This is a genomic window from Streptomyces sp. NPDC018019, from assembly GCF_044327805.1.
In the GTDB taxonomy this organism is placed as follows: Bacteria; Actinomycetota; Actinomycetes; order Streptomycetales; family Streptomycetaceae; genus Streptomyces.
The window spans coordinates 381,365-406,148 of sequence record NZ_JBIRGD010000003.1 but is presented as its reverse complement, the minus strand read 5'-3'; the positions used below and the strand labels follow the sequence as shown (position 1 = coordinate 406,148).

Below are 24,784 nucleotides of genomic sequence, written 5' to 3'. Positions count from 1 at the left end.
CGCGTCACCGAGGCCCGCTCGCCTCAACGGCCTTGGGCGCCCCAGGCTCCCCGGACGTCCTGCCCGCCCGGCGATTCCGGGCGCCGCACGCCCCGCTCCCTCACTTGCGGAAGCGCGCCGGACACTTCCCGCCGTCCGCGAGATACGTCTCCGCCCACTGGCCCAGCTCCTTGAGCGCGGGCTCCAGCGCCCGGCCCGCCTCGGTCAGCCGGTACGAGACGCGCAGCGGCGGGCCTCCCTCGACCTCCCGCACGACCAGACCGGCCTCGGCCAGCTCCGTGAGCCGGTCCGAAAGCATGCGTTCACTGATGCCGGGGACCGCGCGCCGCAGTTCGGCGAAGAACACCGGCCCACCGAGCAGGACGGACACGATCATGCCGGTCCACCGCTTGCCGAACAGCTCGAAGACCCGCGCCATACCGGTGTCGACCTGCCTGCATGCTCCTTCGCCGTGATCCGCCATGTGCCCAGCGTACTGCCTTACCGTTTGGTACTGCGAAAAAGTAAGCTACTGTGCTAAACATAGGAACGCACGGAACTCTTCATCAGGCCGCGCGGCGGCCGCGAACGAAGGACCGCATCATGGCCACGCTTCTGCACCTCGATTCCTCCCTGTTCACCACCGATGGTTCGGCCTCCCGCACGGTGACCGCCGCCTTCCGCACGGCCTGGGAGGAGGAGCACCCGGGCGGCACCGTCGTCTACCGCGATCTCGCCGCGTCCCCGCTGCCCCACCTCGACGCCGCCGGCTTCTCCGCGGCCTTCGCCGCCCCGGACGCCCTCACCCCCGAGCAGCAGGCCGCGTTCGCACGCCGCCTGGAACTGGTCGAGGAGTTGGAGAAGGCGGACGCGGTCCTCATCGGCGCCCCCATGTACAACATCACGATCCCCTCCACGCTGAAGGCCTGGCTGGACCACGTGATCATCATGGACCGCACCGCCGGACCGGAGTCGTCCCTGAAGGGCAAGCCGGTCACCGTCGTCGCCAGCCGCGGCGGCTCGTACGCGCCGGGCACGCCCCGCGAGGGTTTCGACTACGTCCAGAACTACCTGGAAGCCGTGCTGGGCACCCTGCTCGCCATGGACGTCGACTTCATCGTCCCCGAGCTGACGATGGCGCCCACCAACCCCGCGATGGCGGAGCTCATACCGCTGTACGAGGCCTCACGCGACAAGGCCCTCAAGGATGCTGCCGCCAAGGCCAAGGCCCTCGCCGAACGCCTAGCCGCCTGACGGCGCCGCCCGGTCCACCGGCTCGACGCCCGGCCCGGCCCCCTTGGGCCGGGCCATCCATTGCCCCGGCGCAGGCAGACCGCCGCTCTCACCCCGCGCCCGTCTAGCCCCCCAACCCCGCATCCCGGGCCAGCAGTGCCGCCTGGACCCTGTTCTCACAGCCCAGCTTCGCCAGGATGCGGCTGACGTACGTCTTCACCGTCGCCTCGCTCATGTGGATCCGCTCGCCCGCGTCGGCGTTCGACAGACCTTCACCGAGCAGGGACAGCACCTCCAACTCCCGCTCCGTCAGGACCCCGAGCCGCCGCCGGGCCTCCTCCGCGCGCCGCGCCGTGCGGGCCGCGGCGCTCTCCCCGCCGATCCCACCGTCGCGGGCCACCAGCGAATCGGCCACATGCCGCGTCGCCACCGGCGACATATAGGCATGGCCGTCGGCCGCGGCACGCACCGCACGGATCAACTCGTCCGGCGCGGAGTCCTTCAGCAGGAAGCCCGCGCTGCCCTCGCCCATGGCGCGCAGCACGTTCTCCCGCTCGCCGAACGTCGTCAGGATCAAGGCCCGTACGGACGGTGCCACGCGGCGCAGTTCGGCCAGTGCCGTCAGCCCGTCCATCACCGGCATCTGGATATCCAGGAGCACCACGTCCGCGCCATGGCCACGCGCGGCCTCGACCGCCTCCTTGCCGGTCCCCGCCTCCGCCACCACCGAGATGTCCCCGGCAGAGGTGAGGATCATCCGGATGCCGGCCCTGATGAGCGGCTCGTCATCGGCGACGATCACCCTGATCACTCGGACCCCCGCACCGGCTCGGTCGGCTGTTCCCACGGACAGCGCCATCATCCCCCCTTTCCCGCGCCGGTCCGTCCGGCCGCCCTCAGACCTTCCCCATGAAGGTCCGCTTCTCCACCAGCTTCCCGTCCCTGAAACAGAACCGGAACGCCCGCTCCTCGTCCCAGCCCGACGACGGCTCGGTGGACGTGAACGTCTCGCACCGCGCGCCCGCCGGCTTCGCGGGCCCCTGGCCGTTCAGGTCGCTGTTCACGAAGGACCCCGGCGGCAACTGCTCGCGCACCTCTGCCTCCGGTCGGCCGATCCGCAGCTGCTCGTACGTGCCCGGCGAGACCGACGCGTCCTCCACCGCCCTGAACAACTCCACCGTCCCCCAGGCGGCCAGCACCCCCAGCACCACGACCACACCCGCCGCCAGGCCGCACCCGACGGCGAACCCGTCGCGCCGCGCCTCGCCGCGGAACATCGCCGTGTCCGGAGCCGCATACACCCGGGACCAGTCGATGACCGGCTGGCCGTCCTTGCCGGCGCGCACCGCGGGACGCCCGCGGACGGTCTCCGCGGACCCGCCGCCGGGCCCCGCCACCCACACCGGTTCCACCGCGGACGGCGGCGGCACCGGCTCCACCGCGGTCGCCGCCACCGTCACCGGCCCGTACGGCAGCACCCCGGCCAGCCGGAAACCGCCGTCCGGCAGCGGGCCGCTGTGCACCATGCCGCCGACCAGCCGGGCCCGCTCCCGCAGCCCCGTCAGCCCCTGCCCGCCACTGACCGCGGGACCGGCGGCCGAACCCGGCGGCACCGGCCCGTTGACCACCTCGACCAGCAGCGAGTCCGGTTCGTACCGCAGCGCCACCGTCACCGGCGCCCCCGAAGCGTGCTTGTGCGCGTTGGTCAGCCCCTCCTGCACGATCCGGTACGCGGCCCGGTCGACGGCCGGGGCCAGTGGGAGCGGCTCCCCGGAACGGGACACGGATATTCGCGCCCCCGCACCGCGCGATGCCTCGACCAACCCGTCCACCTGGGCGACCCCGCGCTGCCCCGCGTCCGAAGCCGTGCCCGCGCCGATCGCCGGGTGCACCACCGCCGTGTCCTCCGTCTCGTCCCGGAGCAGCCCCACCACCTCGCGCAGTTCGCGCATGGCCGCCACCGACGCCCCGCGCAGCACACCGACCGCCTCCCGCTGCTGCGCGTTGAGCGCGGAGTCCACCTCCAGCGCGCCCGTGTGCACGGCGATCAGCGTGAGCTGGTGGCCCAGGCTGTCGTGCATGTCCTGTGCGATGCGCTGCCGCTCCCGCAGCCGCGACTGACGGGCGATCATCGCGTTCTCCCGAAGGAGCTGGGTGCGCTGTGCGTGGAGCGTGTCCACCAGGGTGCGGTGCTGGGACCAGTAGCGGCTCGCGATGCCGGGCATGGCCACTATCGCCAGGAAGGACACCGCCAGGACCATCAGCTTCTCCGGCGACACCCGGGGGAGGTCCTGCACCACAGGCACCGCCATGCCCAGCACGAGCGCCACCGCGAACACCACCAGCGCCCGCGCACTGCCCGCGATCCGGCGCCCGGCCGACCAGCCCGCCACGATCAGCAGCGCCGATATCCCCACGAACAGCCAGCTCAGCGACGCCGCGAGGATCAGCACCGCACCGGGCAGGGCCCGCCGCAGCGGCGACAGTGCCATCACCGCCACCGTCACCAGCCACGTACGGGCCCCGCTGCTGCCGGTGACCTTCTCCGCGCCGAGCGCGATCAGCCCCAGCAGCAGGGCCAGCAGCAGTTCGCCGACGACGCGGTACGGCGGCCACTCCTCCGGCCGGACCAGCCCCCGCCAAGCCCGCCCGCCCGCGTCCCGGACCGCCGCTCCCCGGGCCGCCACCTGTACTTTCCCCGTGATGTTCACGTGATGAGCGTAGGAAAGCCCCACCGGCCGGCGCAGTCACCGTTCGTCGTTCCCTGCCGCGACGAAAGTCGCTGATCGCACACGCCGGCGCCCCTCACCCCGCAGCCGCTCCCGGCCCCCGCCCCACCGCGACCGCCACCAGCGCCCCCGCCGCCAGCACACCCCCGAGCCACAGCACCCCGGTGAGCCCCCAGCCGTCCACGGCCCGGCCCCCACCGAACGCCCCCAGCGCAATCGCCGCGTTGAACACCCCCACGAACAGCGCCGACGCCGCCTCCCGCGCCTCCGGCGCCACCACCATCAGCCATGTCTGCGTACTGACCGACACCCCTCCGTACGCCAGTCCCCACACCGCCAGCAGCGCCACCGCACCCGGCACCCCCACCCCCAGGACGGGCACCAGGAGCACCGCCCCGGCCAGCACCCCGCTGATCACCAGCAACGTGCCGCGCGGCGACCGTCCCGCCCCCGCGCCGCCCATGAAGTTCCCGGCCACCCCCGCCGCCCCGTACACCAGGAGCAGCGTGCTGATCACCCCGGCCCCGACCCCGGACACCTCCTCCAGCACCGGCCGCACATACGTGTATGCGGCGAAATGCCCGCCCACCAGCAACGCCACCACGACCAGCCCCGTCCGCACCCGGGCGTCCCGGAACAGCCGCAGCACCCCGTCCAGGCGCACCGCCCCCTCGGTCGGCAGTGGCGGCAGCAGTACGGCCAGCGCCACCGCGACCAGCGCCGACAGTGCGCCCACCACCGCGAACGCCGCACGCCAGCCGCCGAGTTGCCCGATCAGCGTCCCCGCCGGCACCCCCAGCACCGACGCGACCGCCACCCCACTGAAGATCAACGACGTCGCCGCGGCCACCGACCGCGCCGCCACCAGCCGCACCGCCAGCCCCGCCGCGAGCGCCCACACACCGCCCATCCCCAGCCCGATCAGCACCCGCGCCGCCAGCATCACCCCGAAGTTCGGCGCGTAGGCGGCCAGCAGATTGGCCACCGCCAGCATCGTCAACAGCCCGCACAACACGCTCCGCCGGTCCGCCCGGCCGACCGCCACCGTGAGCACCGGCGCCCCCAGCGCCGCGACCACACCGGTCGCCGTCAGCGTCAGTCCCGCCGTACCGTCCGTGACCCCCAACGCGCCGCCGATGGGTGTCAGCAGCCCCACCGGCAGCATCTCCGACGTCACCACCGTGAACGTGGCCGCCGCCAGCGCCCCCACCGCGAGCCACCCCGTACCCCTGTCCCGCCGCAAGCCGCCGTCGCGGCCCGTCGTTTCCTCGATCGTCGTCATGGCCCCCAGCCAATGCGCAGCCGCCTGCGGGAACAACGGCGAACCCCTCACGCTTCCATGAGCGTGGCTCATCGATCCCGGAGTACCCGGAGTACCCCACCCGCCCAGCGCGACACCGTGCCCGTCCCCTCCGGCGGCCTGGAGATCCGCGAACTGGAGTGCTTTCTCGCCCTCGCCGAGGAACTGCACTTCGGCCGCGCCGGCGCACGCCTGTACGTCTCCCAGAGCCGCGTCAGCCAGCTCGTGCGCGCCCTGGAACGCCGCGTCGGCGCCCGCCTCGTGGAGCGCACCAGCCGCCGGGTCCGCCTCACCCCGCTCGGTACGGACTTCCTCGCCGCCCTCCGCCCCGCCTACGAAGCGCTGCGCGGCACGGTCGACGCCACCGTCGCCGCCGCCCGCGGCATCGAGGGACGGCTGCGCATCGGCTTCCAGGGCACCGCCGACGACCGGATCATGCAGGCCATCGACACCTTCCACGCCCGACACCCCGGCTGTGCCACGGAGATCACCGAGATCCCCCTCCAGGACCCCTTCGGCCCGGTGCACCGCGGCGAGGTCGACGCCGCCGTCGTCCTGCTGCCCGTCGAAGAGCCCGGCCTCGTCCTGGGGGCGGTCTTCTCCGAGCAGCAGCAGACGCTCGCGGTCTCCGTACGCCACCCCTTCGCGTCCCGTACGTCCCTCGACGCCGAGGACCTGGCCGACGGCCCCCTCATCACCATCGAGGGCCCGGCCCCCGACTACTGGCGCTACGCACAGGCCCCCACCGGCACCCCCGGCGGCCGCCCCATCCCGCCCGGCCCCGCCGTCCGCACCCTCCAGGAGGGCCTGACCCTGGCCGCCGCCGGCCGCGGCGCGATGCTGCTCTGCCGCCCCACCGCGGACTACCACGGCCGTCGCGACCTCGCGTTCGTCCCGGTCACCGGCCTGCCGGACTCCGCACTCGGACTCGTCTGGCACCAGGACCGGGAGACCGCGCGCACCCGCGCGTTCCGCGCCGCCGTCACCGATGTGACGTAGCCCTCACCATCGCTTTTCGGGCGGAGAGTCGCGGAAGCGGCCGGCGGGCCGGTCCCACAGGAGGAGGACACGGGACGGAACGACGAAAGACCCCCGGTCCGAAATTCGGACCGGGGGTCTCATCTGTGCGCGAGGGGGGAGTTGAACCCCCACGCCCTTTCGGGCACTGGAACCTGAATCCAGCGCGTCTGCCTATTCCGCCACCCGCGCATTGGGTGTGTCGTCAGATTCTCTCACGTGATCCGGGCTGTTCTGTCCGGGTCTCGCGCTCTCGCCTGCCGACATCCAGAACATTAGCACGCTGTCCGGGGTGCAATCACATCCGTTCTCCGCAGCCCGCTCCCGAAGCCCTCCGCAGGCCGCCGCGTGACCCGCCATCCCCGTCTGCCGCTCCCCCGGCCGCGCGCACCGGCCCCGCGAGCAGCCCCGTCCGCCACAGCACCGCGGCGGCCCGGCCGGTCCACCCGTATGACGCCCGGGCGACCGCTGCCCCGCCCGGTCGGCGAACCCGGCGGTTGCGGGACACTGTGAGTGGGGCACATCTACGATCGCAGTGCCATCGCAACGCCGGCGCGGTCACATCGCGAAGCCATCGCGGTGCCACGGCCCGCCCCGGAGGCGGTGACACGGCACGACCCACCACGGCGGCACCGCGGACCCATCGCGGTGGCACCGGAGTGACGCACCGGCAAGCACGCGTGAGCAACCTTGTGAGGGGCGACACTCGTCCTCACAGCGGGAAAGGGGAACCAGCCGATTTCCCGGCGCGTGGATACGATCAGTAAGCAGTATCAGGACGACCCTGTCGAAGACCGACCTGACGAAGACTGAGGAAGGAGGTGCCCCGTGGGAGTACTGAAGCGCTTCGAGCAGCGTCTCGAAGGTCTCGTCAACGGCACCTTCGCCAAGGTGTTCAAGTCCGAGGTGCAGCCCGTTGAGATCGCCGGCGCGCTCCAGCGCGAGTGCGACAACAACGCCACCATCTGGAACCGCGACCGCACGGTCGTCCCCAACGACTTCATCGTCGAACTGAGCACCCCCGACTACGAGCGGCTCAGCCCGTACAGCGGCCAGCTCGGAGACGAGCTCTCCGGCATGGTCCGCGACTACGCCAAGCAGCAGCGCTACACCTTCATGGGCCCGATCAAGGTCCACCTGGAGAAGGCCGACGACCTCGACACCGGCCTGTACCGCGTCCGCAGCCGCACCCTCGCGTCCAGCACGTCCCAGGAGCACCCGGGCGCCGCCGCCGTGGCCCAGCGCCCCACCGCGCCCCGGAGCAGCCCCCCCGGCCACGGCGGCCACGTGGGCCCGCCCCCCATGCCCACCTCGCCGCCCGGTGCCGCCCAGCCCGCGGCCCGGCCGGGCGTGCCCGGCGCCGGCCCGCAGCCGGGCGCGGCCCCCGACAGCTGGTACCAGGGCCGGGGCGGCGCGGACCGGGGCGCGCAGACGCGGCGCTGGATCGAGATCAACGGCAACCGCCACCAGATCTCCCGGCCCACGCTCGTCCTGGGCCGCAGCACCGACGCCGACGTACGCATCGACGACCCGGGCGTCTCCCGCCGGCACTGCGAGATCCGCGTCGGAACGCCGCCGACGATCCAGGACCTGGGTTCTACCAACGGCATCGTGGTAGACGGGCAGCACACCACCCGCGCTACGCTCCGCGACGGCTCGCGGATCGTCGTGGGCAGTACCACCATCGTTTACCGGCAAGCCGAAGGGTGAAGCGGGGGCAATGTCAGAGCTGACCCTCACGGTCATGCGGTTGGGTTTCCTCGCCGTACTGTGGCTGTTCGTCATCGTGGCCGTCCAGGTCATCCGCAGCGACCTGTTCGGTACGCGCGTCACACAGCGCGGGGCCGCCCGCCGCGGCGGCCAGGAGGCGCGTTCGCAGCAGCGCCAGCAGGCCGCCCCGCCGCAGCAGCGCCGCCAGGACGGGGGCCGCGGCAACAACCGTCAGCGGCGCGGTGCCCCCACAAAGCTGGTGGTCTCCGAAGGCACGTTGACGGGTACGACCGTCGCCCTCCAGGGGCAGACCATCTCCCTGGGCCGCGCGCACGACTCCACGATCGTGCTGGACGACGACTACGCCTCCAGCAGGCATGCCAGGATCTACCCGGACCGTGACGGCCAGTGGATCGTCGAGGACCTCGGGTCCACCAACGGCACGTATCTCGACCGGACCCGACTGACGACCCCGACACCGATTCCGCTGGGAGCCCCGATCCGCATCGGCAAGACCGTCATCGAGCTGCGGAAGTAGTACGACAATGAGCGAGCGGAGCGAGCGAGCCGCGGCGGTCCACTCGACGGACCCGAGCGCGCTCCCGACCGGAGGGTGGGCACCGTGCGGATGTACCCCGAGCCGACGGGCGAGGTGCGTATGAGTCTGTCACTGCGCTTCGCCGCCGGATCGCACAAGGGCATGATCCGGGAGGGCAACGAGGACTCCGGCTATGCCGGCCCGCGCCTGCTCGCCATCGCCGACGGCATGGGCGGCCAGGCCGCCGGCGAGGTCGCCTCCTCCGAGGTGATCTCCACCCTCGTCCAGCTCGACGACGACGTCCCCGGCTCCGACATCCTCACCTCCCTCGGTACGGCCGTCCAGCGCGCCAACGACCAGCTGCGCGTCATGGTCGAGGAGGACCCGCAGCTGGAGGGCATGGGCACCACCCTGACCGCCCTGCTGTGGACCGGTCAGCGGCTCGGCCTCGTGCACGTCGGCGACTCCCGCGCCTACCTGCTGCGCGACGGCGTCCTGACGCAGATCACGCAGGACCACACCTGGGTGCAGCGGCTCGTCGACGAGGGCCGCATCACCGAGGAGGAGGCCACCACCCACCCGCAGCGCTCCCTGCTGATGCGCGCGCTGGGCAGCGGCGACCACGTCGAGCCCGACCTGTCGATCCGCGAGGTGCGGGCCGGCGACCGCTACCTGATCTGCTCCGACGGCCTGTCCGGCGTGGTCAGCCACCAGACTCTCGAAGACACCCTCGCCAGCTACCAGGGCCCGCACGAGACCGTGCAGGAACTGATCCAGCTGGCGCTGCGCGGCGGCGGCCCGGACAACATCACCTGCATCGTCGCCGACGTCCTGGACGTCGACGCGAGCGACACCCTGACCGGCCGGCTCAACGACACCCCGGTCGTCGTGGGCGCGGTCGCCGAGAACCAGCACCAGCTCAGCGACCCCAGCACCCTGCAGACGCCGGCCGCCCGCGCCGCCGAACTGGGCCGCCACCGCGACGCCCCGCAGGCCGCGCCGGGTGGTGCCTTCGGCCCGCCGGGCAGCGGCGACAGCGACCTCACGGGCCCGCCACAGGGCTCGTTCGGCGCGTTCACCGACGAGGACTTCCTCAAGCCGGAGCGCCGCGGCGGCCGGTGGATCAAGCGGTCGCTGATCATCGTGCTGGCGCTGGCCGTCGTCGGCGGCGGCCTGTACGCGGGCTACCGCTGGACGCAGACGCAGTACTTCGTCGGCGCCAAGGACGACCACGTCGCGCTGTACCGGGGCATCAGCCAGGACCTCGCCTGGATCAAGCTCAACAACGTCGACGAGGACCACCCCGAGATCGAACTCAAGTACCTCCCCGTCTACCAGCGCAACCAGGTCAAGGAGACCATCGCCGTCGACAGCCGCAACCAGGCCATCGACAAGGTCTCCGAGCTGGGCAGGCAGGCGGGCGCCTGCCGGTCGAAGGAACAGCGGGAAGCGGCGGAGCGCAAGGCGGCGGAGGACCGTAAGAAGGCCGAGGAAGAGGCCCGCAAGAACAAGGGCAAGCCCGGGAAGCCGGCGACCCCGACGCCCACTCCCACCACCAGCCAGACGCCCCCCTCCGAGGAGCAGCAGAAGCTGGAAAAGAATTGCAGCACCCAGCAGTGAGGGCGTAGGGGGCCGTAGAACTGATGAGCAGTACCACCACCACGACCACCGTCGGCACCATCGGTGCCCCGAGCCGCCGCAACACCGAGCTGGCCATGCTCGTCTTCGCGGTGCTCATCCCGGTGTTCGCCTACATCAACGTCGGCCTGGCCAAGGAAGGCTCGGTCCCGGCCGGTGTCCTGGGCTACGCCCTCGGCCTCGGCCTGCTGGCCGGCGTCACCCACCTCGTCGTCCGCAAGTGGGCCCCGTACGCCGACCCGCTGATGCTGCCCATCGCGACCCTCCTGAACGGTCTCGGTCTGGTCTTCATCTGGCGCCTGGACCAGGAACCGCAGATCACCACCAAGCAGCTCGGCGGCGCCATGGCCCCCGGCCAGCTGATGTGGTCGACGCTCGGCGTCGCGCTGTTCCTCGGCGTCCTGATCTTCCTCAAGGACCACCGCGTCCTGCAGCGCTACACCTACATCTCGATGGTCGTCGCGCTGGTGCTGCTGATCGCCCCGATCTTCTTCCCGGCCAAGTTCGGCGCCCGCATCTGGATCACCATCCCCGGTGTCGGATCGCTGCAGCCCGGTGAGTTCGCCAAGATCGTCATCGCGATCTTCTTCGCGGGCTATCTCATGGTCAAACGCGACGCGCTCGCGCTGGCCAGCCGCCGCTTCATGGGCCTGTACCTGCCACGCGGCCGCGACCTCGGCCCGATCCTGGTCATCTGGGCACTGAGCCTGATGATCCTGGTCTTCGAGACCGACCTCGGTACGTCCCTGCTCTTCTTCGGCCTCTTCGTGGTCATGCTGTACGTGGCCACCGAACGGACCAGCTGGATCGTCTTCGGCCTGCTGCTCAGCGGCGGCGGCGCGGTCGCCGTGGCCACCTTCGAGTCGCACGTGCAGACCCGTGTGCACAACTGGCTCAACCCCCTGGAGCTGCTCAACGGCGGCGTCACCGAGACCGCCCAGGCCATGTACTCCTTCGGCTCCGGCGGCATCCTCGGCTCCGGCCTCGGCCAGGGCTACTCCCGCCTGATCGGCGGCATCGCCCCCAAGAGCGACTACATCCTCGCCACCGTCGGCGAGGAAGCCGGCCTCGCCGGCCTGATGGCGATCCTGCTGCTGTACGGCCTGCTCATCGAGCGCGGCATCCGTACGGCGCTGGCCGCCCGCGACCCGTTCGGCAAGCTGCTCGCCGTCGGCCTGTCCGGCGCCTTCGCCCTCCAGGTCTTCGTCGTCGCCGGCGGTGTCACCGGCCTGATCCCGCTGACCGGTATGACCATGCCCTTCCTCGCGCAGGGCGGCTCCTCCGTCATCGCGAACTGGGCCCTGGTCGCGCTGCTGCTGCGCATCAGCGACACCGCGCGCCGCCCCGCCCCGGCCCCCGCCCCCTCCACCGACGCCGAGATGACCCAGGTGGTCCGCCCGTGAACAAGCCTCTGCGCCGCGTCGCGATCTTCTGTGGCCTGCTGGTCCTCTCCCTGCTCATCCGTGTCAACTGGGTGCAGTTCGTGCAGGCCGACGAGCTGAAGAACGACACGCACAACCGGCGCGTGGCCATCGAGCGCTACAGCCAGCCGCGCGGCAACATCATCGTCGACGGCAAGGCGATCACCGGCTCGACCACCAACGAGAGCGGCGACTTCAAGTACAAGCGGACCTACAAGGACGGCCCGATGTGGGCGCCGGTCACCGGCTACGCGTCCCAGGCGTTCGGCTCCAACCAGCTGGAGAAGCTCAACGACAGCATCCTGTCCGGCACCGACGACAAGCTCTTCTTCAGCCGTACGGTCGACATGTTCACCGGCGAGAAGCAGAAGGGCGGCGACGTCGTCACCACCCTGAACGCCAAGGCGCAGAAGGCCGCCTACGAGGGCCTGGACAAGAGCAAGGGCGCGGTCGCCGCGATCAACCCGGAGACCGGCGCGATCCTGGCCCTGGCCAGCACGCCGTCGTATGACCCCTCCACCTTCGCCGGTATGTCCGACAAGGACGCCAAGGCGTACAACTCGCTGCTGAAGAAGAACAACCCGGACGACCCGATGCTCAACCGGGCGCTGCGCCAGACCTACCCGCCGGGCTCGACGTTCAAGGTCGTCACCGCCGCCGCCGCGCTGGAGAACGGGCTTTACCCGGACATCAACGCCAAGACCGACTCGCCGCTGCCCTGGTACCTGCCGGACACCGCGCACCAGCCGCTGAACAACGAGGGCAACATCCCCTGCGAGAACGCCAGCCTCAAGGAAGCCCTGCGCTGGTCCTGCAACACCGTCTTCGGCAAGATCAGCGCCGACCTCGGCAACAAGAAGATGAAGGCCGAGGCGGAGAAGTTCGGCTTCAACAACGACGAGGTCGACACCCCGGTGCGGGCCGCCGAGAGCGTCTACCCGACCGACAACCGGCCGCAGAACGCGATGGCCGGCATCGGCCAGGCCTCCAACCGCGCCACCCCGCTGCAGATGGCCATGGTCACCGCGGCCATCGCCAACGGCGGCAAGCTGATGAAGCCGTACATGGTCGACCAACTGGTGGCCCCCAACCTCAACGTCGTGCAGCAGCACACGCCCGAGGCGATGAGCCAGCCGATGAAGCCGGAGAACGCCCAGAAGCTGCAGGAGATGATGGAGGGCGTCGTCAAGAACGGCACCGGCACCAACGGCCAGATCGACGGCGTCACCGTCGGCGGCAAGACCGGCACCGCCCAGCACGGCGAGAACAACAAGGACAACCCGTACGCCTGGTTCATCTCCTACGCCAAGACCTCCAAGGGCACGCCGGTGGCCGTCGCCGTCGTGATCGAGGGCTCGGACACGCTCCGCGGCGACATCGCGGGCGGCAAGCTGGCCGCCCCCATCGCCAAGAAGGTCATGGAGGCGGTACTCGACGGCAAGAAGTGACCCCGGTCACGCCAATACCGGTCGCATATCAGGTGCCGGTCGCGACCGGGCCCCGCACGGCGTGCCGGGTACGGTATGCCCGAACAGCACACCGCCGGACCACACACGGGTGCGGTCGGGACTGACGGAGAGGGCTGGAGAAGCTTATGGAAGAGCCGCGTCGCCTCGGCGGCCGGTACGAGCTGGGCTCGGTGCTCGGCCGCGGCGGCATGGCCGAGGTCTACCTCGCCCATGACACCCGCCTGGGCCGCACCGTGGCCGTGAAGACGCTGCGGGTGGACCTCGCCCGCGACCCGTCCTTCCAGGCCCGGTTCCGCCGTGAGGCCCAGTCGGCCGCCTCGCTGAACCACCCGTCGATCGTCGCGGTGTACGACACCGGCGAGGACTACGTCGACGGCGTCTCCATCCCGTACATCGTCATGGAGTACGTCGACGGCTCCACCCTGCGCGAACTGCTGCACTCCGGCCGCAAGCTGCTGCCCGAGCGGTCCCTGGAGATGACCATCGGCGTGCTCCAGGCGCTGGAGTACTCCCACCGGGCCGGCATCGTCCACCGCGACATCAAGCCGGCCAACGTCATGCTGACCCGCACCGGCCAGGTGAAGGTCATGGACTTCGGCATCGCCCGTGCGATGGGCGACGCCGGCATGACGATGACGCAGACCGCCGCGGTCATCGGCACGGCACAGTACCTCTCCCCCGAGCAGGCCAAGGGCGAGCAGGTCGACGCCCGCTCCGACCTGTACTCGACCGGCTGTCTGCTCTACGAGCTGCTCACGGTCCGGCCGCCGTTCGTCGGCGACTCGCCCGTCGCCGTGGCCTACCAGCACGTACGCGAAGAGCCGCAGCCGCCGAGCGCGTTCGATCCCGAGATCACGCCCGAGATGGACGCCATCGTCCTCAAGGCCCTGGTCAAGGACCCCGACTACCGCTACCAGTCGGCGGACGAGATGCGCGCCGACATCGAGGCGGCGCTCGACGGGCAGCCCGTCGCGGCGACCGCTGCCCTCGGCGCGGCCGGCTACGACCAGGACCAGCCGACGGCGATGCTGCGCCCGCAGGACCCGGCCGGGCAGACCTCGATGCTGCCGCCGATGAACCCGGACGACGGCGCCTACGGCTACGACGAGCGGCCCGACCGGCGCCGGGGCGGTGGCGGCGGCCAGAAGAAGAAGCACACCTCGACGATCCTGCTCGTCGTCGCGGGCATCCTCGTGCTGGCCGGTGCGATCTTCATCGGCAAGGCGATGTTCGACGGGAAGAACACCAACAGCGACGTCAAGGTCCCCGACATGACCGGGCAGACCTTCGAACAGGCCAAGTCGAGCGGCGTCAACGGCGGCTTCAAGGTCGTCAAGGGCGGCAGCACCGCCTGCGAGAACGCCGAGAAGGGCCAGGTCACCAAGCAGGATCCGGCCGCCGGCAAGACGGTCGAAAAGGACGGAACGGTGACGGTGACGATGTGCACCGGGCCGGAGAAGGTGACCATCCCCGACGTCACGGGCCTGACCTTCGACAAGGCGAAGGACGATCTGAACAAGAAGGGCTTCGAGGACGTCCAGAAGTCCGAGCGGGTCTCCGACCGCCCGGAGGGCACGGTCATCGACCAGGACCCCAAGAGCCAGACCGAGGGCACCAAGAAGAGCAAGATCACGCTGGTCGTCGCCAAGAAGTCGCCGACCACGACGGTGCCGCAGGTGACCGGCCAGGACTTCAACGCGGCGCAGAAGCAGCTGACGGACCTCGGCTTCCAGGTCTCCAAGAACGAGCAGGAGACCTCCGACCCGAACCAGGTCGGCAAGGTCGTCACACAGTCCCCGAACGGCAACTCGCAGGCCAGGAACGGCTCGACGATCACCCTGACCGTCGGCAAGGCCGCCGAGCAGAAGACGGTGCCGTCCGTCGTCGGCCGGACCGTCAAGGAGGCCAAGAAGGCGCTCCAGGACGCCGGCTTCACGAACATCCAGTTCGCGGGCGGCAGCTCGCAGGACGACAAGGCCCGCGTGGTCACCCAGGACCCGCAGCCGAACACCCCGTCCGACCCCGGATCCACGACGGTGACGCTCACCACGCTGGGCGGTTCCCCCAGCGGTGACGAGGACAGCGGAGACGACGGGAACTCCTGGGGCGGCCCCAGCGGCTGGTGGGGGCGGCTCAAGCACCACTGACCGGCACGCATCGCCGTACGGGAAAGCCCCGGCGCCCTTGGAGGGGCCGGGGCTTTCCCGTGGGCGCGAGGCGCCGGGCCTCGCCGTATGGAGCGGCGTGCGCCGCCGTCAGCGCAGTTCCTTCGGCGGTGTGCGCTTGGCGTCCACCTTCTCGGTGCGCTCCAGCTCGCCCCAGACGATGTAGCGGTATGTGGAGGTGTAGACCGGCGTGCAGGTCGTCAGGGTGATGTAGCGGCCCGGCTTGCGCTTGCCGGACTCCTCGGGGACCGGGTCCAAGACGTCCACGTTGTACTTCGAGGTCTCCTCCAGCGACGCGTAGACCTTGTAGATGTACCAGGTGTCCTTGGACTCGAAGACGATCGGATCGCCGTTCTTGAGCTTGTCGATGTTGTGGAACTTCGCACCGTGCCCGTCGCGGTGCGCGGCGAGCGAGAAGTTGCCCTGCTTGTCCTGCGGCAGGGCCGACTTGACCGGCTCCGTGTAGTAGCCGGCCACCCCCTCGTTGAGGATGTCGGCGTCGATGCCCTTCTTGACGAGCACCTCGCCGTTCTTCATCGCCGGGACGTGCAGGAAGCCGATGCCGTCCTTGGTGTCGAGCGCACCCGGGCCGGTGGGCGTCTTCGCCCAGTTCCGGCGCACCGTGTCCCCCTGCTTGTGCGCCTCACGGTCGGCGAGGACGTTCGTCCACCACAGCGAGTAGACGACGAAGAGGGCCAGGATCAGCCCCACCGTGATCAGCAGCTCGCCGAAGACGCTGACGACGGCGGCGATGCGCCTGCGCAGACGGCGCGGCGGCGCGGACGCCGGCTTCTCCGCCCCCGGGCCGGTGTCCTCGTCGTGTCCCGTGGCAGTCACCGCGTGGTACCCCTCTTACGTTCGCTCAGCTGACGAGCGCATCCGGCTTGCCCTTGCTCCGCGGCCGCTCCTCGACCATCTTGCCCCAGACGATCATCCGGTAGGTACTGGTGAATTCCGGCGTGCAGGTCGTGAGCGTGAGGTAGCGGCCGGGGCCGGTGAACCCGGAGCCCTTGGGCACCGGGCCGATCACACCGATGTTCCGCGGCGAGGTCTGCGGGAGGATGCTCTCCATCGCGTACGTGTAGTAGGTGCTGCGCGTCTCGACGACGATCTTGTCGCCCTTGGTGAGCTTGTTGATGTAGCGGAACGGCTCACCGTGGGTGTTGCGGTGCCCGGCCACGGCGAAGTTGCCCTGCTTGTCCCAGGGCATCGCCGTCTTCACGCTGTTCTTGTCGTAGTGGCCCACCATGCCGCGGTCCAGCACCGCGGGCTTGCTGATGCCCTCGGCGATCGGGACCTTCACGTCCAGCTTGGGGATATACATGATCGCGAAGCCCTGGCCCGGCGTGAAGGCGTCCGGCTTGCGGTCCTCGCCGCCCTCGTCCCACTCGTGCTCCAGGTTGCTGGCGGTGCCGCCCGCCTGCTGGTGTGCCAGGACGTTCGTCCACCACAGCTGGTAGGTGACGAAGAGCAGCATCAGGACGCCGAGGGTGATGAACACCTCGCCCAGTGCCCGGCTCGCGATGACGCCGGGGCTCTCCTTGCGGGCCCGCTCGGCCCGGCGCGCCTCAAGCCGCGACATGGGCGCGGAAGGCGTCTCAGCGGCCGGGTCCGAGGCCGTGGCGGCATTCGCCGGGGAACCACGCCGTCCACGCCTGCTGCCGCGTTTGGCGGCCTCCTGGGCGGCTTTACGGCGGGCGGCACGGCCACCGGTCGCCGGTGGCGTCGTCGGAGAGGGGCCGGTTTCACGTGAAACACCGTCCGGCCCGCCGTGGTCGCCGTCCTTCTCGGCCCGCCGGAGGGCCATGGTCTCGTCATCGGGGACCGAGTCGGCGACCATCTCGGGCACATGGGCCGGGGACGTTTCGGCGGCCTCCGCCGCGAGAGTGCGGGACGAGACCGGGTCCGGCCCGGGTATCGGATCGGCCGCCGGGGGGTATAGGGGCGGCGCAGCTTGCGCCGGGCTGTACGCGGGTGGTTCAGGCTGGGCCTCGTACGGGCGGGGCCGGTCAGCGTCGAGGTGGGGCCGGTCAGCGTCGGGGCGCAGCTGGTTCGCGTCGGGGCGGGGCTGGTTCGCGTCCGGGCGGGGCTGAGCCCCGTAGGGGCGGGGCTGCGCCGGGGCCTGAGGCTGCGGGCAGGCCTGGGACTGAGTCTGCGGCGGGGCGGTGGTCGCCTGGGCCTGGGCCGGGGCCGGGGCCTGCCGCGGGCGGAACCACGGCGACCCGCTTCCCGCGGAAACGGGTCGCGCCGGGGAAGCGGGTCGCGCCGGGGAAGGCGCCGCGTCCCGTCCGGTCTCGGGCGCGCCGGGGCCAGGGCCCTGCGCGTTCCGTCCGGCGTCGGGCACGCCCGGACCGGAGCCCTGCGCGTCCCGCCCGGCGGCAGGAACTCCGGGACCAGCGCCCTGCCCACTCCGCTCAGCGCCCGTCCGGGGCTCCGCCGGGGGATGGCCCGGAAGCGGATCCATCAGCGGGTCGGCCAGCTGCCCCACGGCCGCCTCGAACGCCTCCCGGTCATACGCGCCGTCGGCGTCGCGCGCCGGCCCGTAGGACCGATCCTCGCGTTCGGGACGGAGGTCAGTCACGCGCCGACCTTGCCGACCACCGGGGCGAGCCCCGCCGAACGCTCCACCGCGCCGGAATCCCCGCACTCCACCAGCCAGTTGGCGAGCATCCGGTGGCCCCATTCGGTCAGCACCGACTCCGGGTGGAACTGGACGCCCTCCACGGGCAGTTCACGGTGCCGCAGCCCCATCGCCACCCCGGTCTCGGCGTCGTCGCCCGTCCAGGCGGTGACCACCATCTCGTCGGGAACGGTGCCGGGCTGCACGGCCAGGGAGTGGTAGCGGGTGGCGGTGAAGGGGGTGGGCAGCCCCTTGAAGACGCCCGCTCCCTCGTGGGAGACCAGGGACGTCTTGCCGTGCAGCAGCTCGGGGGCCCGCCCCACGACACCGCCGTACGCGACTGCCATCGACTGCAGCCCGAGGCAGACACCGAAGACCGGCACACCCGTGTCGGCACAGTGCCGCACCATGTCGACACAGACACCGGCCTGCTCGGGAGCGCCGGGCCCGGGCGAGAGCAGCACCCCGTCGAAGGAGTCCTGGGCGTGCCGCGGCTCGACCTCGTCGTTGCGCAGGACCTCGCACTCGGCACCCAGTTGGTAGAGGTACTGGACGAGGTTGAAGACGAAGCTGTCGTAGTTGTCGACGACGAGAATCCGCGCGGTCATCGGACGGCGCCCGTTCCCCGGTCGACCGTGACGTCGTTGAAGGGGAGCAGCGGCTCCGCCCACGGGAAGACGTACTGGAAGAGCACGTAGACGATCGCCAGCACGAGCACGAGTGAAATCAGCGCCTTCACCCATGCGTTGCCCGGCAGATGCCGCCAGATCCAGCCGTACATGCTGTCGCTGTCCCTCTTCGCCGATGACGATGACCGTGCCGATCGATGTCGATCGCCCCACCAGACTAAAGGGCGAGGGCACGGACCGGGGGGTCAGCCGGTCAAAGCCGACGGCCTTCCGCGCTCTACGGGTTGGGTGGAATCCAGGTGCGCCCAGGCGATCAGCCGGTGGCTGTGGCCCCACTCCGGCTCGCAGGTCGTCAGAGTGAGGTACCGGCCCGGTCCGTTGTATCCCGATTTATGCGGTACGGGGTCGATCACTCCGACATCGGTGGGCAGCGTCGTGTACGGACGCCGGTCGATCCGGTACGTGAACCAGGTCCGCCCGTCCGTGAGGACCACCGCGTCGCCCGGCCGCAGCCGCGGGAAGTCCTTGAAGGGGTCGCCGTAGGTGCGACGGTGGCCGGCGACCGCGAAGTTGCCCGTCCCGCCGAGCCGCGCGGTGTGCTCGTAGTGCCCGAGCCCCTTCTTGAGGACGTCCACCGCGGTGCCCTCCAGCACGGGCTTGCTCCAGTCGGCGCCGAAGCGGGGGATGTACATCACGGCGAAGGGCTGGCCGTTCTCGTACGGCGGCTGCCCCGTCGGCCCGCTCGGCTGCCCGGCGGCGCCTTCGGGAGTGCCGGCGGCGGCCGGGCCGTAGGACCACTGGTCCTGGAGCTTGCCGATCTCCCCGTCCATCGCGCTGTCGGCCCGTACGCCCGTCCAGAACAGGACATACACGACGAAGAGCACGATCAGCGTGCCGACGGTCACGCACACCTCGCTGACCGTCCGGACGATCAGCCGCGCCGCCCCGCCGGACCGCCCCTTCGCCCCCGGCCGCCCCTTCACCCCGCCCCGGCCTCGCGCCCCGTACCGCGCCGCCGCACCGGACCGAACCGTCATGGCGGACCGCCCCCTCCCCGGCCGCCGGCGCCGATGCGGGCGGCCGGCGGATCACGGCTTCACAGGCTGTGCGTAGTGGAGATCCACTGTGCCGGAGTAGCCGGGCAGAGTCACCGCCTCGTGCTGGTCGACTTTCCAGCCGAGGCCGTAGGCGTTCACGTACTGCATGTAGTTCTGGATGGCCGGCGAGGCGGTCAGCGCCCTGTTCAGCGTGGCGCGGTCGCCCACGGCGGTGACCTTGTAGGGCGGCGAGTAGACGCGGCCTTGGAGGATCAGCGTGTTGCCGACGCAGCGCACCGCGCTGGTGGAGATCAGCCGCTGGTCCATGACCCGGATGCCCTTGGCCCCGCCCTGCCACAGGGCGTTGACCACGGCTTGGAGGTCCTGCTGGTGGATGACCAGGTCGTTGGGCTGCGGCTCCGGCACGCCGGGGATCTTGGCGGTGGCGTTCGGCGGGGCGTCGGTGAGGGTGACGGTCAGCCCCTGGCCGGAGACCGGCTTGGTGCCCGCGTTCTTCTCCAGCGCCGCCAGCTTGGCGTCCTCGGCCTCCGTGTTGCCGCTGTCCTGGTGCGCGAGGGCCTCGACCTCGTCGCGCAGCGCGGCGTTGCGCTCGTCGTGGGCGCCGTTCTTGTGACTGCGTTCCTGGATGAGGTCGGACAGGCGCAGCATCGAGTCGTCCGACCGCAGGTCGGTACCGCGCGCGGTGTCGAAGCTCAGCCAGAAGATCAGTCCGGCCAGCGCGAAGACGGCCAGTGTCAGCAGGCGCACCGGCCGCAGACGGCGGCGCGACGGGCGGCCGGGGGAGTCAGCGGAAGTGCTCAACGTACCCTTGCTCCTTACGACGCCGCGGAAGCACTACGCTAACGGACGCCCGGGGAGGGAAACCGCTCCCCGTCACCTCCCGCCCGGCCCGCATCCCGCATCATCCGCCCCCAGTGCGGTCACGCAGATCATCGACAGGAGAGTTCCTCGTGCCGAAGTCACGGATCCGCAAGAAGGACGACTTCACGCCGCCGCCGGCGAAGCAGACGACCAATCTGCGCATGAGTTCCGGCCGGGGCTGGGTGGCCCCGGTGATGCTGGCGCTGTTCCTGATCGGTCTGGTGTGGATCGTGCTCTTCTATGTGACGGGGGGCGACATGCCCGTCAAGGCGATGGGCAACTGGAACATCGTGTGCGGCTTCGGCTTCATCGCGGTGGGCTTCGGCGTGTCCACCCAGTGGAAGTAGCCGGACCGGTGGACGCAGCCGGGGCGACCACGGCCGTACGGACCGGCCGGTAGCCGGCCCGGCCGAGCCGACCGGCACCGGCCGGGAGCGAGGACCTGCGAGGGCCCCCGGATCGCCACGATCCGGTGGGCCCGCCCCCGTCCTGGCGCAAGCCCTGCCCAAGGCCATCCACACGGTTATCCACAGCCGGGGAAAACTTCAGAAGATCTGTGGATAACTTCCCGGCTGTTGACGCCGGTGTGACTGGCACCCCCACCCCCGGGCCACTGCCACACCCGGCGCTTCCTGGGAAAACGCACATCGGTACGGGTCGCGAACGGCGCTGCCCACCCGGTGCACAAGATCCGACACACACTGTGGACAACCCGTCTCGCACAGGTTTTTCACAGGCCGGAACCGGTCGGCCGCACATCGTGCCCGCGGCTCAGCCCACGAGCTGGACGGTCCGCACCCACACCACCGCGACGATCACCAGGAACGCCGCCGCGAACGTCGCGCCCTGCACCAGCGCGCGACGGGCGCGCGGCGCGTGCACCAACCCGTACGTCACCGCGGCGCCGATGACCAGCCCGCCGACGTGCGCCTGCCACGCGATGTTGGGCCACGCGAAGGTGAAGACCAGGTTCAGCGCGAGCAGGATCAGCACCGGCCGCATGTCGTAGTTCAGGCGGCGCATCAATATGGCCGTCGCGCCCAGCAGCCCGAAGACCGCGCCGGACGCCCCCAACGAGGGCTGGTTCTGCGCGGCCAGCAGATACGACAGCGCGCTGCCACCGAGGCCGGAGAGCAGGTAGAGCGCGATGAAGCGGAGCCGGCCGAGAGCCGCTTCCAGCGGCGGGCCGAGCCACCACAGCGACAGCATGTTGAAGGCGATGTGCATGAATTGCTCGTGCAGGAACACCGCGGTCAGCAGGCGGTACCACTCGCCCTCGGCGACGCCGATGAACTTCAGGTCCTCGGGGACGAAAGCCCCGCCGATCATCTCCAGGTCCTGCACCAGACCGGAGCCCACCGACAGCACCGCGAGGAACACCGCGACGTTGATGCCGAGCAGGACCTTGGTGACCAGCCGGGGGTCCGCGGTCAGCGTGCCGCCGGCGATCGTCCGGGGGGCGGCGGCCTGCGCCGTACTGCCCGTACCGCTGCCGCCGCGTACGCACTCCGGGCACTGGAACCCGACCGATGCGCTGACCATGCACTCGGGGCAGATGGGCCGCTCACAGCGCGTACACGTGATGCCCGTCGTACGGTCCGGGTGGCGGTAGCAGCCGGGCGCGCCGTCGCCCGCCCGCGCGTCCCGCGGCTCCTGTGGGCTGCCTGGCACCTGGTCCATGGTCCCCTCGGTCCCTCGTTGCGATCCGTGCGGACGTCACCGCACGAACGAAGTGCGCGCCCCACCCGATCTACGACCGGGCGGGGCGCAATGGTTCCCGCACACCCGTCACCCGCGCACACCTGAGTCCGCTCGGGGCCGGGCGCCGCGCGTCAGCGGCTCTCGACGACGACCGACTCGATCACGACGTCGTTGACCGGACGGTCCGTACGCGGATTGGTCTGGGTCGCCGCGATGGCGTCCACGACCTTCTTGCCCGCGTCGCTGGTGACCTCGCCGAAGATGGTGTGCTTGCCGGTCAGCCAGGTGGTCGGGGAGACCGTGATGAAGAACTGCGAGCCGTTGGTGCCCGGGCCGGCGTTGGCCATGGCGAGCAGGTACGGCTTGTTGAAGGACAGGTCGGGGTGGAACTCGTCCGCGAACTCGTACCCGGGGCCGCCGGTGCCGTTGCCCAGCGGGTCGCCGCCCTGGATCATGAAGCCGCTGATCACCCGGTGGAAGACCGTGCCGTCGTACAGCTTCTCCATGGTCTTCTTGCCGGTCTCGGGGTGGGTCCACTCCCGCTCACCCTTGGCGAGCTCGACGAAGTTCTTGACCGTCTTCGGCGCGTGGTTCGGCAGAAGCCGAATCTCGATGTCGCCCTGATTGGTCTTCAGGGTGGCGTAGAGCTGCTCAGCCACGATCTACCTTCCATAGTCTGCACTGACGAACTCCGATCCTCGCACGGACGCCCGCCCCGCACCCGGACACCGGCCCACGTCCCGCCCGCCTTTCGGCCATCGGTACCGCCGAACCGGCGCACGCTCCGGCAAAGCGTGGCATTGTCATCCCAAGGCTCCGTAAGGTCCCCAATGACCCGGATGCCCGCCCGCACATGCCGTATGTCGCATGGGCAGGCATGATCTTGAATCGGGTGGACAGGCGACACAGCAGACATTGGGGGACAACCCCCGAGCCCCCCGGACACGCCACCGAGGAGGAGGATCCCGTGACCCGCAAGGACAGCGTGCGCGCGGCGACCAGTTCGGCCAAGGACAGCGTGCGGCACGCGGCGGAGGTGGTGGCTCCGTATGCCGGTACGGCCAAGGACACCGCCGCGCACTATGCGCACGAGGCCCGTACGCGACTGGCACCCAAGGTGGCCGAGGCCGCTCACCAGGCACGCAGTCAGTACGACGCCCATGTGCAGCCCCGCCTCGAACACGCCCGTGGTGCCCTGCCCCCGAAGGTCGACAAGGCCGCGAGCCAGGCCGCCGTGCGCACCCGCAAGGCCGCCCGCCAGGCCGCCGACTACACGGCGCCGCGCGTGGAACACGCCGTGCAGAGCGCGCGGGCCGCGGCCGAACCGGTCCGCGACCAGGCCGTGGCACGCGGCACCGCCGCCCTCGCCGCCCTGCGCGGCCAGGTGTCGGCCAAGGAGATCGAGAAGATCGTCAAGAAGCACGACCGCCGTCGGCGCGCCGGTAGGGCCGCGAAGCGCCTGGCCATCGTGGGCATCCTCGCGGGTGGCGCCTACGCCGCCTGGAAGTGGTGGGACAAGCAGGCCAACCCGGACTGGCTGGTCGAGCCGCCGGCCGCCACCGAGGTCAACGAACGCACCACGCTGACCGCCGTCGACGCCGCCGTACTGGACCCGGAGGTCCAGGCCAAACAGGCCGAGGCCGAAGCCGAGGAGCCCCCCAAGGGCCCCACCCCCTGACCCTCGCCCCACCGGCAACACTCCGGGCCGTGCCGCAGTCCCCTTGGAGGACCTGCGGCACGGCCCGTTCGCGCAGTCGCCCCCCACGCCGGACGCAACCGCCTCCGCCTCGGGGCCACTCCGTTCGCACCGGGACCGCCCCGCAGACACTGCGCCCGGTCCCGGGAACACCGTCCCTCCGACTGCCCCATCGGGCACCCCAAATCGGGCACGCAAAAACCCCTCCGTCCACGTTTCCGCAGGTCAGAGGGGTTTGACGAGTGGAGCCTAGGGGAGTCGAACCCCTGACATCTGCCATGCAAAGACAGCGCTCTACCAACTGAGCTAAGGCCCCGTCGCGAACCAGGGTACCCGGTGCCCGGGAGGTTTCCCGACCGGGTATCGCCGCGCGCAGGTGGTCTCCGTAGGATGCTCCGCGAGATTCGCGGCAGCGAAGCGCGATCGGGGAGACAGGGGAGACGCCATGGACGCAGCACAGCAAGAAGCCACCGCGCGTGCTCGGGAGCTGCAGCGGAGCTGGTACGGGGAGCCTCTTGGGGCGCTGTTCCGTCGTCTCATCGACGATCTCGGTCTCAACCAGGCCCGGCTCGCGTCCGTCCTCGGTCTGTCCGCGCCCATGCTGTCGCAGCTGATGAGCGGGCAGCGGGCGAAGATCGGGAACCCGGCCGTCGTCCAGCGTGTCCAGGCGCTCCAGGAGCTGGCCGGGCAGGTCGCGGACGGCAGTGTGAGCGCCGCCGAGGCCACCGACCGGATGGACGAGATCAAGAAGACCGCGGGCGGCTCGGTGCTGAACAACACCGCGCAGACCGCCTCGTCCACGGGCGCGACGACCGTACGGCGCGTCGTCCGCGAGATCCAGTCGCTGCTGCGCTCGGTCTCGGCCGCCGGCGACATCATCGACGCGGCGAACACCCTCGCCCCCACCCACCCCGAACTGGCAGAGTTCCTCAGGGTCTACGGGGCGGGGCGCACCGCCGACGCGGTCTCCCACTACGAGGCCCACCAGAGCTAGACACAGGCTCTCAGGCGGCGAGCAGC

23 protein-coding genes and 2 tRNA genes are annotated in these 24,784 nt (G+C 70.9%); 11 read left to right on the top strand and 14 right to left on the bottom strand.

Annotation, left to right across the window (positions count from 1 at the left end; all coding sequences use genetic code 11):
* Nucleotides 1-100 precede the first annotated feature (100 nt).
* Nucleotides 101-463, bottom strand: coding sequence for a winged helix-turn-helix transcriptional regulator (locus ACH4FX_RS07735; protein ID WP_398476183.1), 363 nt, complete (start codon nt 461-463; stop codon nt 101-103).
* A gap of 119 nt (nt 464-582) precedes the next feature.
* On the opposite strand from ACH4FX_RS07735, the gene ACH4FX_RS07730 reads away from it, so the two are divergent.
* Nucleotides 583-1,233, top strand: coding sequence for an FMN-dependent NADH-azoreductase (locus tag ACH4FX_RS07730; protein WP_398476181.1), 651 nt, complete (start codon nt 583-585; stop codon nt 1,231-1,233).
* A 103-nt stretch (nt 1,234-1,336) separates the two neighbouring features.
* Here the strand turns inward: ACH4FX_RS07730 and ACH4FX_RS07725 are convergent, their stop codons facing one another.
* The 3 genes from ACH4FX_RS07725 to ACH4FX_RS07715 form a co-directional block, all read right to left on the bottom strand.
* Entirely contained in the window at nt 1,337-2,023 is a 687-nt protein-coding gene (locus ACH4FX_RS07725) for a response regulator (RefSeq protein ID WP_398476180.1), read from the bottom strand.
* Between the two features lie 85 nt (nt 2,024-2,108).
* The gene (locus ACH4FX_RS07720) at nt 2,109-3,923 is read right to left on the bottom strand and encodes a sensor histidine kinase (protein WP_398476179.1); all 1,815 of its coding nucleotides are present in this window, start codon (nt 3,921-3,923) and stop codon (nt 2,109-2,111) included.
* A 94-nt stretch (nt 3,924-4,017) separates the two neighbouring features.
* On the bottom strand, nt 4,018-5,223 hold the full coding sequence (locus tag ACH4FX_RS07715; protein ID WP_398476177.1) for an MFS transporter: 1,206 nt from the start codon (nt 5,221-5,223) through the stop codon (nt 4,018-4,020).
* A gap of 117 nt (nt 5,224-5,340) precedes the next feature.
* Here ACH4FX_RS07715 and ACH4FX_RS07710 point away from each other — a divergent pair, with 117 nt between their 5' ends.
* Nucleotides 5,341-6,240 (top strand): LysR family transcriptional regulator, encoded by a 900-nt coding sequence (locus tag ACH4FX_RS07710; RefSeq protein ID WP_398476175.1) that lies wholly within the window; start codon nt 5,341-5,343, stop codon nt 6,238-6,240.
* A gap of 126 nt (nt 6,241-6,366) precedes the next feature.
* Here ACH4FX_RS07710 and ACH4FX_RS07705 read toward each other — a convergent pair.
* Nucleotides 6,367-6,450 (bottom strand) — tRNA-Leu (locus tag ACH4FX_RS07705).
* A gap of 636 nt (nt 6,451-7,086) precedes the next feature.
* On the opposite strand from ACH4FX_RS07705, the gene ACH4FX_RS07700 reads away from it, so the two are divergent.
* The 6 genes from ACH4FX_RS07700 (at nt 7,087) to pknB (ending at nt 15,181) form a co-directional block, all read left to right on the top strand.
* Nucleotides 7,087-7,968, top strand: a complete 882-nt coding sequence (locus ACH4FX_RS07700; protein ID WP_398476173.1) for an FhaA domain-containing protein — start codon at nt 7,087-7,089, stop codon at nt 7,966-7,968.
* Nucleotides 7,969-7,978: 10 nt separating this feature from the next.
* The gene (locus ACH4FX_RS07695) at nt 7,979-8,506 is read left to right on the top strand and encodes an FHA domain-containing protein (RefSeq protein WP_398476171.1); all 528 of its coding nucleotides are present in this window, start codon (nt 7,979-7,981) and stop codon (nt 8,504-8,506) included.
* Between the two features lie 120 nt (nt 8,507-8,626).
* Complete coding sequence (locus ACH4FX_RS07690) at nt 8,627-10,126, top strand: PP2C family protein-serine/threonine phosphatase (protein ID WP_398476169.1); 1,500 nt, start codon at nt 8,627-8,629, stop codon at nt 10,124-10,126.
* Nucleotides 10,127-10,149: 23 nt separating this feature from the next.
* Nucleotides 10,150-11,547, top strand: a complete 1,398-nt coding sequence (locus ACH4FX_RS07685) for an FtsW/RodA/SpoVE family cell cycle protein (RefSeq protein WP_398476167.1) — start codon at nt 10,150-10,152, stop codon at nt 11,545-11,547.
* Nucleotides 11,544-13,013 carry a peptidoglycan D,D-transpeptidase FtsI family protein gene (locus ACH4FX_RS07680; protein WP_398476165.1) on the top strand — a complete coding sequence of 490 codons (1,470 nt, stop codon included), beginning with the start codon at nt 11,544-11,546 and terminating at the stop codon, nt 13,011-13,013. The genes ACH4FX_RS07685 and ACH4FX_RS07680 overlap by 4 nt, the downstream gene beginning before the upstream one ends.
* Nucleotides 13,014-13,159: 146 nt before the next feature.
* Nucleotides 13,160-15,181 (top strand): Stk1 family PASTA domain-containing Ser/Thr kinase, encoded by a 2,022-nt coding sequence (gene pknB, locus ACH4FX_RS07675; RefSeq protein WP_398476163.1) that lies wholly within the window; start codon nt 13,160-13,162, stop codon nt 15,179-15,181.
* 108 nt (nt 15,182-15,289) lie between these two features.
* Here pknB and ACH4FX_RS07670 read toward each other — a convergent pair whose 3' ends face one another.
* From ACH4FX_RS07670 to ACH4FX_RS07645, 6 genes are all read right to left on the bottom strand, one after another.
* Nucleotides 15,290-16,036, bottom strand: a complete 747-nt coding sequence (locus ACH4FX_RS07670; RefSeq protein WP_398476161.1) for a class E sortase — start codon at nt 16,034-16,036, stop codon at nt 15,290-15,292.
* Nucleotides 16,037-16,061: 25 nt separating this feature from the next.
* Entirely contained in the window at nt 16,062-17,543 is a 1,482-nt protein-coding gene (locus ACH4FX_RS07665) for a class E sortase (RefSeq protein WP_398476421.1), read from the bottom strand.
* A gap of 233 nt (nt 17,544-17,776) precedes the next feature.
* A complete protein-coding gene (locus tag ACH4FX_RS07660; RefSeq protein WP_398476159.1) occupies nt 17,777-18,427 on the bottom strand; it encodes an aminodeoxychorismate/anthranilate synthase component II in 651 nt (216 codons plus the stop codon).
* Nucleotides 18,424-18,600, bottom strand: a complete 177-nt coding sequence (locus tag ACH4FX_RS07655; RefSeq protein WP_398476157.1) for a hypothetical protein — start codon at nt 18,598-18,600, stop codon at nt 18,424-18,426. The genes ACH4FX_RS07660 and ACH4FX_RS07655 overlap by 4 nt, the downstream gene beginning before the upstream one ends.
* Before the next feature lie 93 nt (nt 18,601-18,693).
* Complete coding sequence (locus ACH4FX_RS07650; RefSeq protein ID WP_398476155.1) at nt 18,694-19,485, bottom strand: class E sortase; 792 nt, start codon at nt 19,483-19,485, stop codon at nt 18,694-18,696.
* A gap of 51 nt (nt 19,486-19,536) precedes the next feature.
* Nucleotides 19,537-20,307 carry a DUF881 domain-containing protein gene (locus ACH4FX_RS07645; protein WP_398476154.1) on the bottom strand — a complete coding sequence of 257 codons (771 nt, stop codon included), beginning with the start codon at nt 20,305-20,307 and terminating at the stop codon, nt 19,537-19,539.
* A gap of 149 nt (nt 20,308-20,456) precedes the next feature.
* On the opposite strand from ACH4FX_RS07645, the gene crgA reads away from it, so the two are divergent.
* A complete protein-coding gene (gene crgA, locus ACH4FX_RS07640) occupies nt 20,457-20,714 on the top strand; it encodes a cell division protein CrgA (RefSeq protein WP_398346694.1) in 258 nt (85 codons plus the stop codon).
* A gap of 424 nt (nt 20,715-21,138) precedes the next feature.
* Here the strand turns inward: crgA and ACH4FX_RS07635 are convergent, their stop codons facing one another.
* Nucleotides 21,139-22,047, bottom strand: a complete 909-nt coding sequence (locus ACH4FX_RS07635; RefSeq protein WP_398476152.1) for a rhomboid family intramembrane serine protease — start codon at nt 22,045-22,047, stop codon at nt 21,139-21,141.
* Between the two features lie 152 nt (nt 22,048-22,199).
* A complete protein-coding gene (locus ACH4FX_RS07630) occupies nt 22,200-22,727 on the bottom strand; it encodes a peptidylprolyl isomerase (RefSeq protein WP_398476150.1) in 528 nt (175 codons plus the stop codon).
* 308 nt (nt 22,728-23,035) lie between these two features.
* Here ACH4FX_RS07630 and ACH4FX_RS07625 point away from each other — a divergent pair, with 308 nt between their 5' ends.
* Nucleotides 23,036-23,746: a DUF5324 family protein gene (locus tag ACH4FX_RS07625; RefSeq protein ID WP_398476148.1), complete on the top strand. Its 711-nt coding sequence runs from the start codon at nt 23,036-23,038 to the stop codon at nt 23,744-23,746.
* Between the two features lie 261 nt (nt 23,747-24,007).
* Here ACH4FX_RS07625 and ACH4FX_RS07620 read toward each other — a convergent pair.
* A tRNA-Ala gene (locus ACH4FX_RS07620) sits at nt 24,008-24,080 on the bottom strand.
* 129 nt (nt 24,081-24,209) lie between these two features.
* On the opposite strand from ACH4FX_RS07620, the gene ACH4FX_RS07615 reads away from it, so the two are divergent.
* On the top strand, nt 24,210-24,758 hold the full coding sequence (locus ACH4FX_RS07615; protein ID WP_125046046.1) for a DNA-binding protein: 549 nt from the start codon (nt 24,210-24,212) through the stop codon (nt 24,756-24,758).
* The last annotated feature ends 26 nt before the right edge of the window (nt 24,759-24,784 follow it).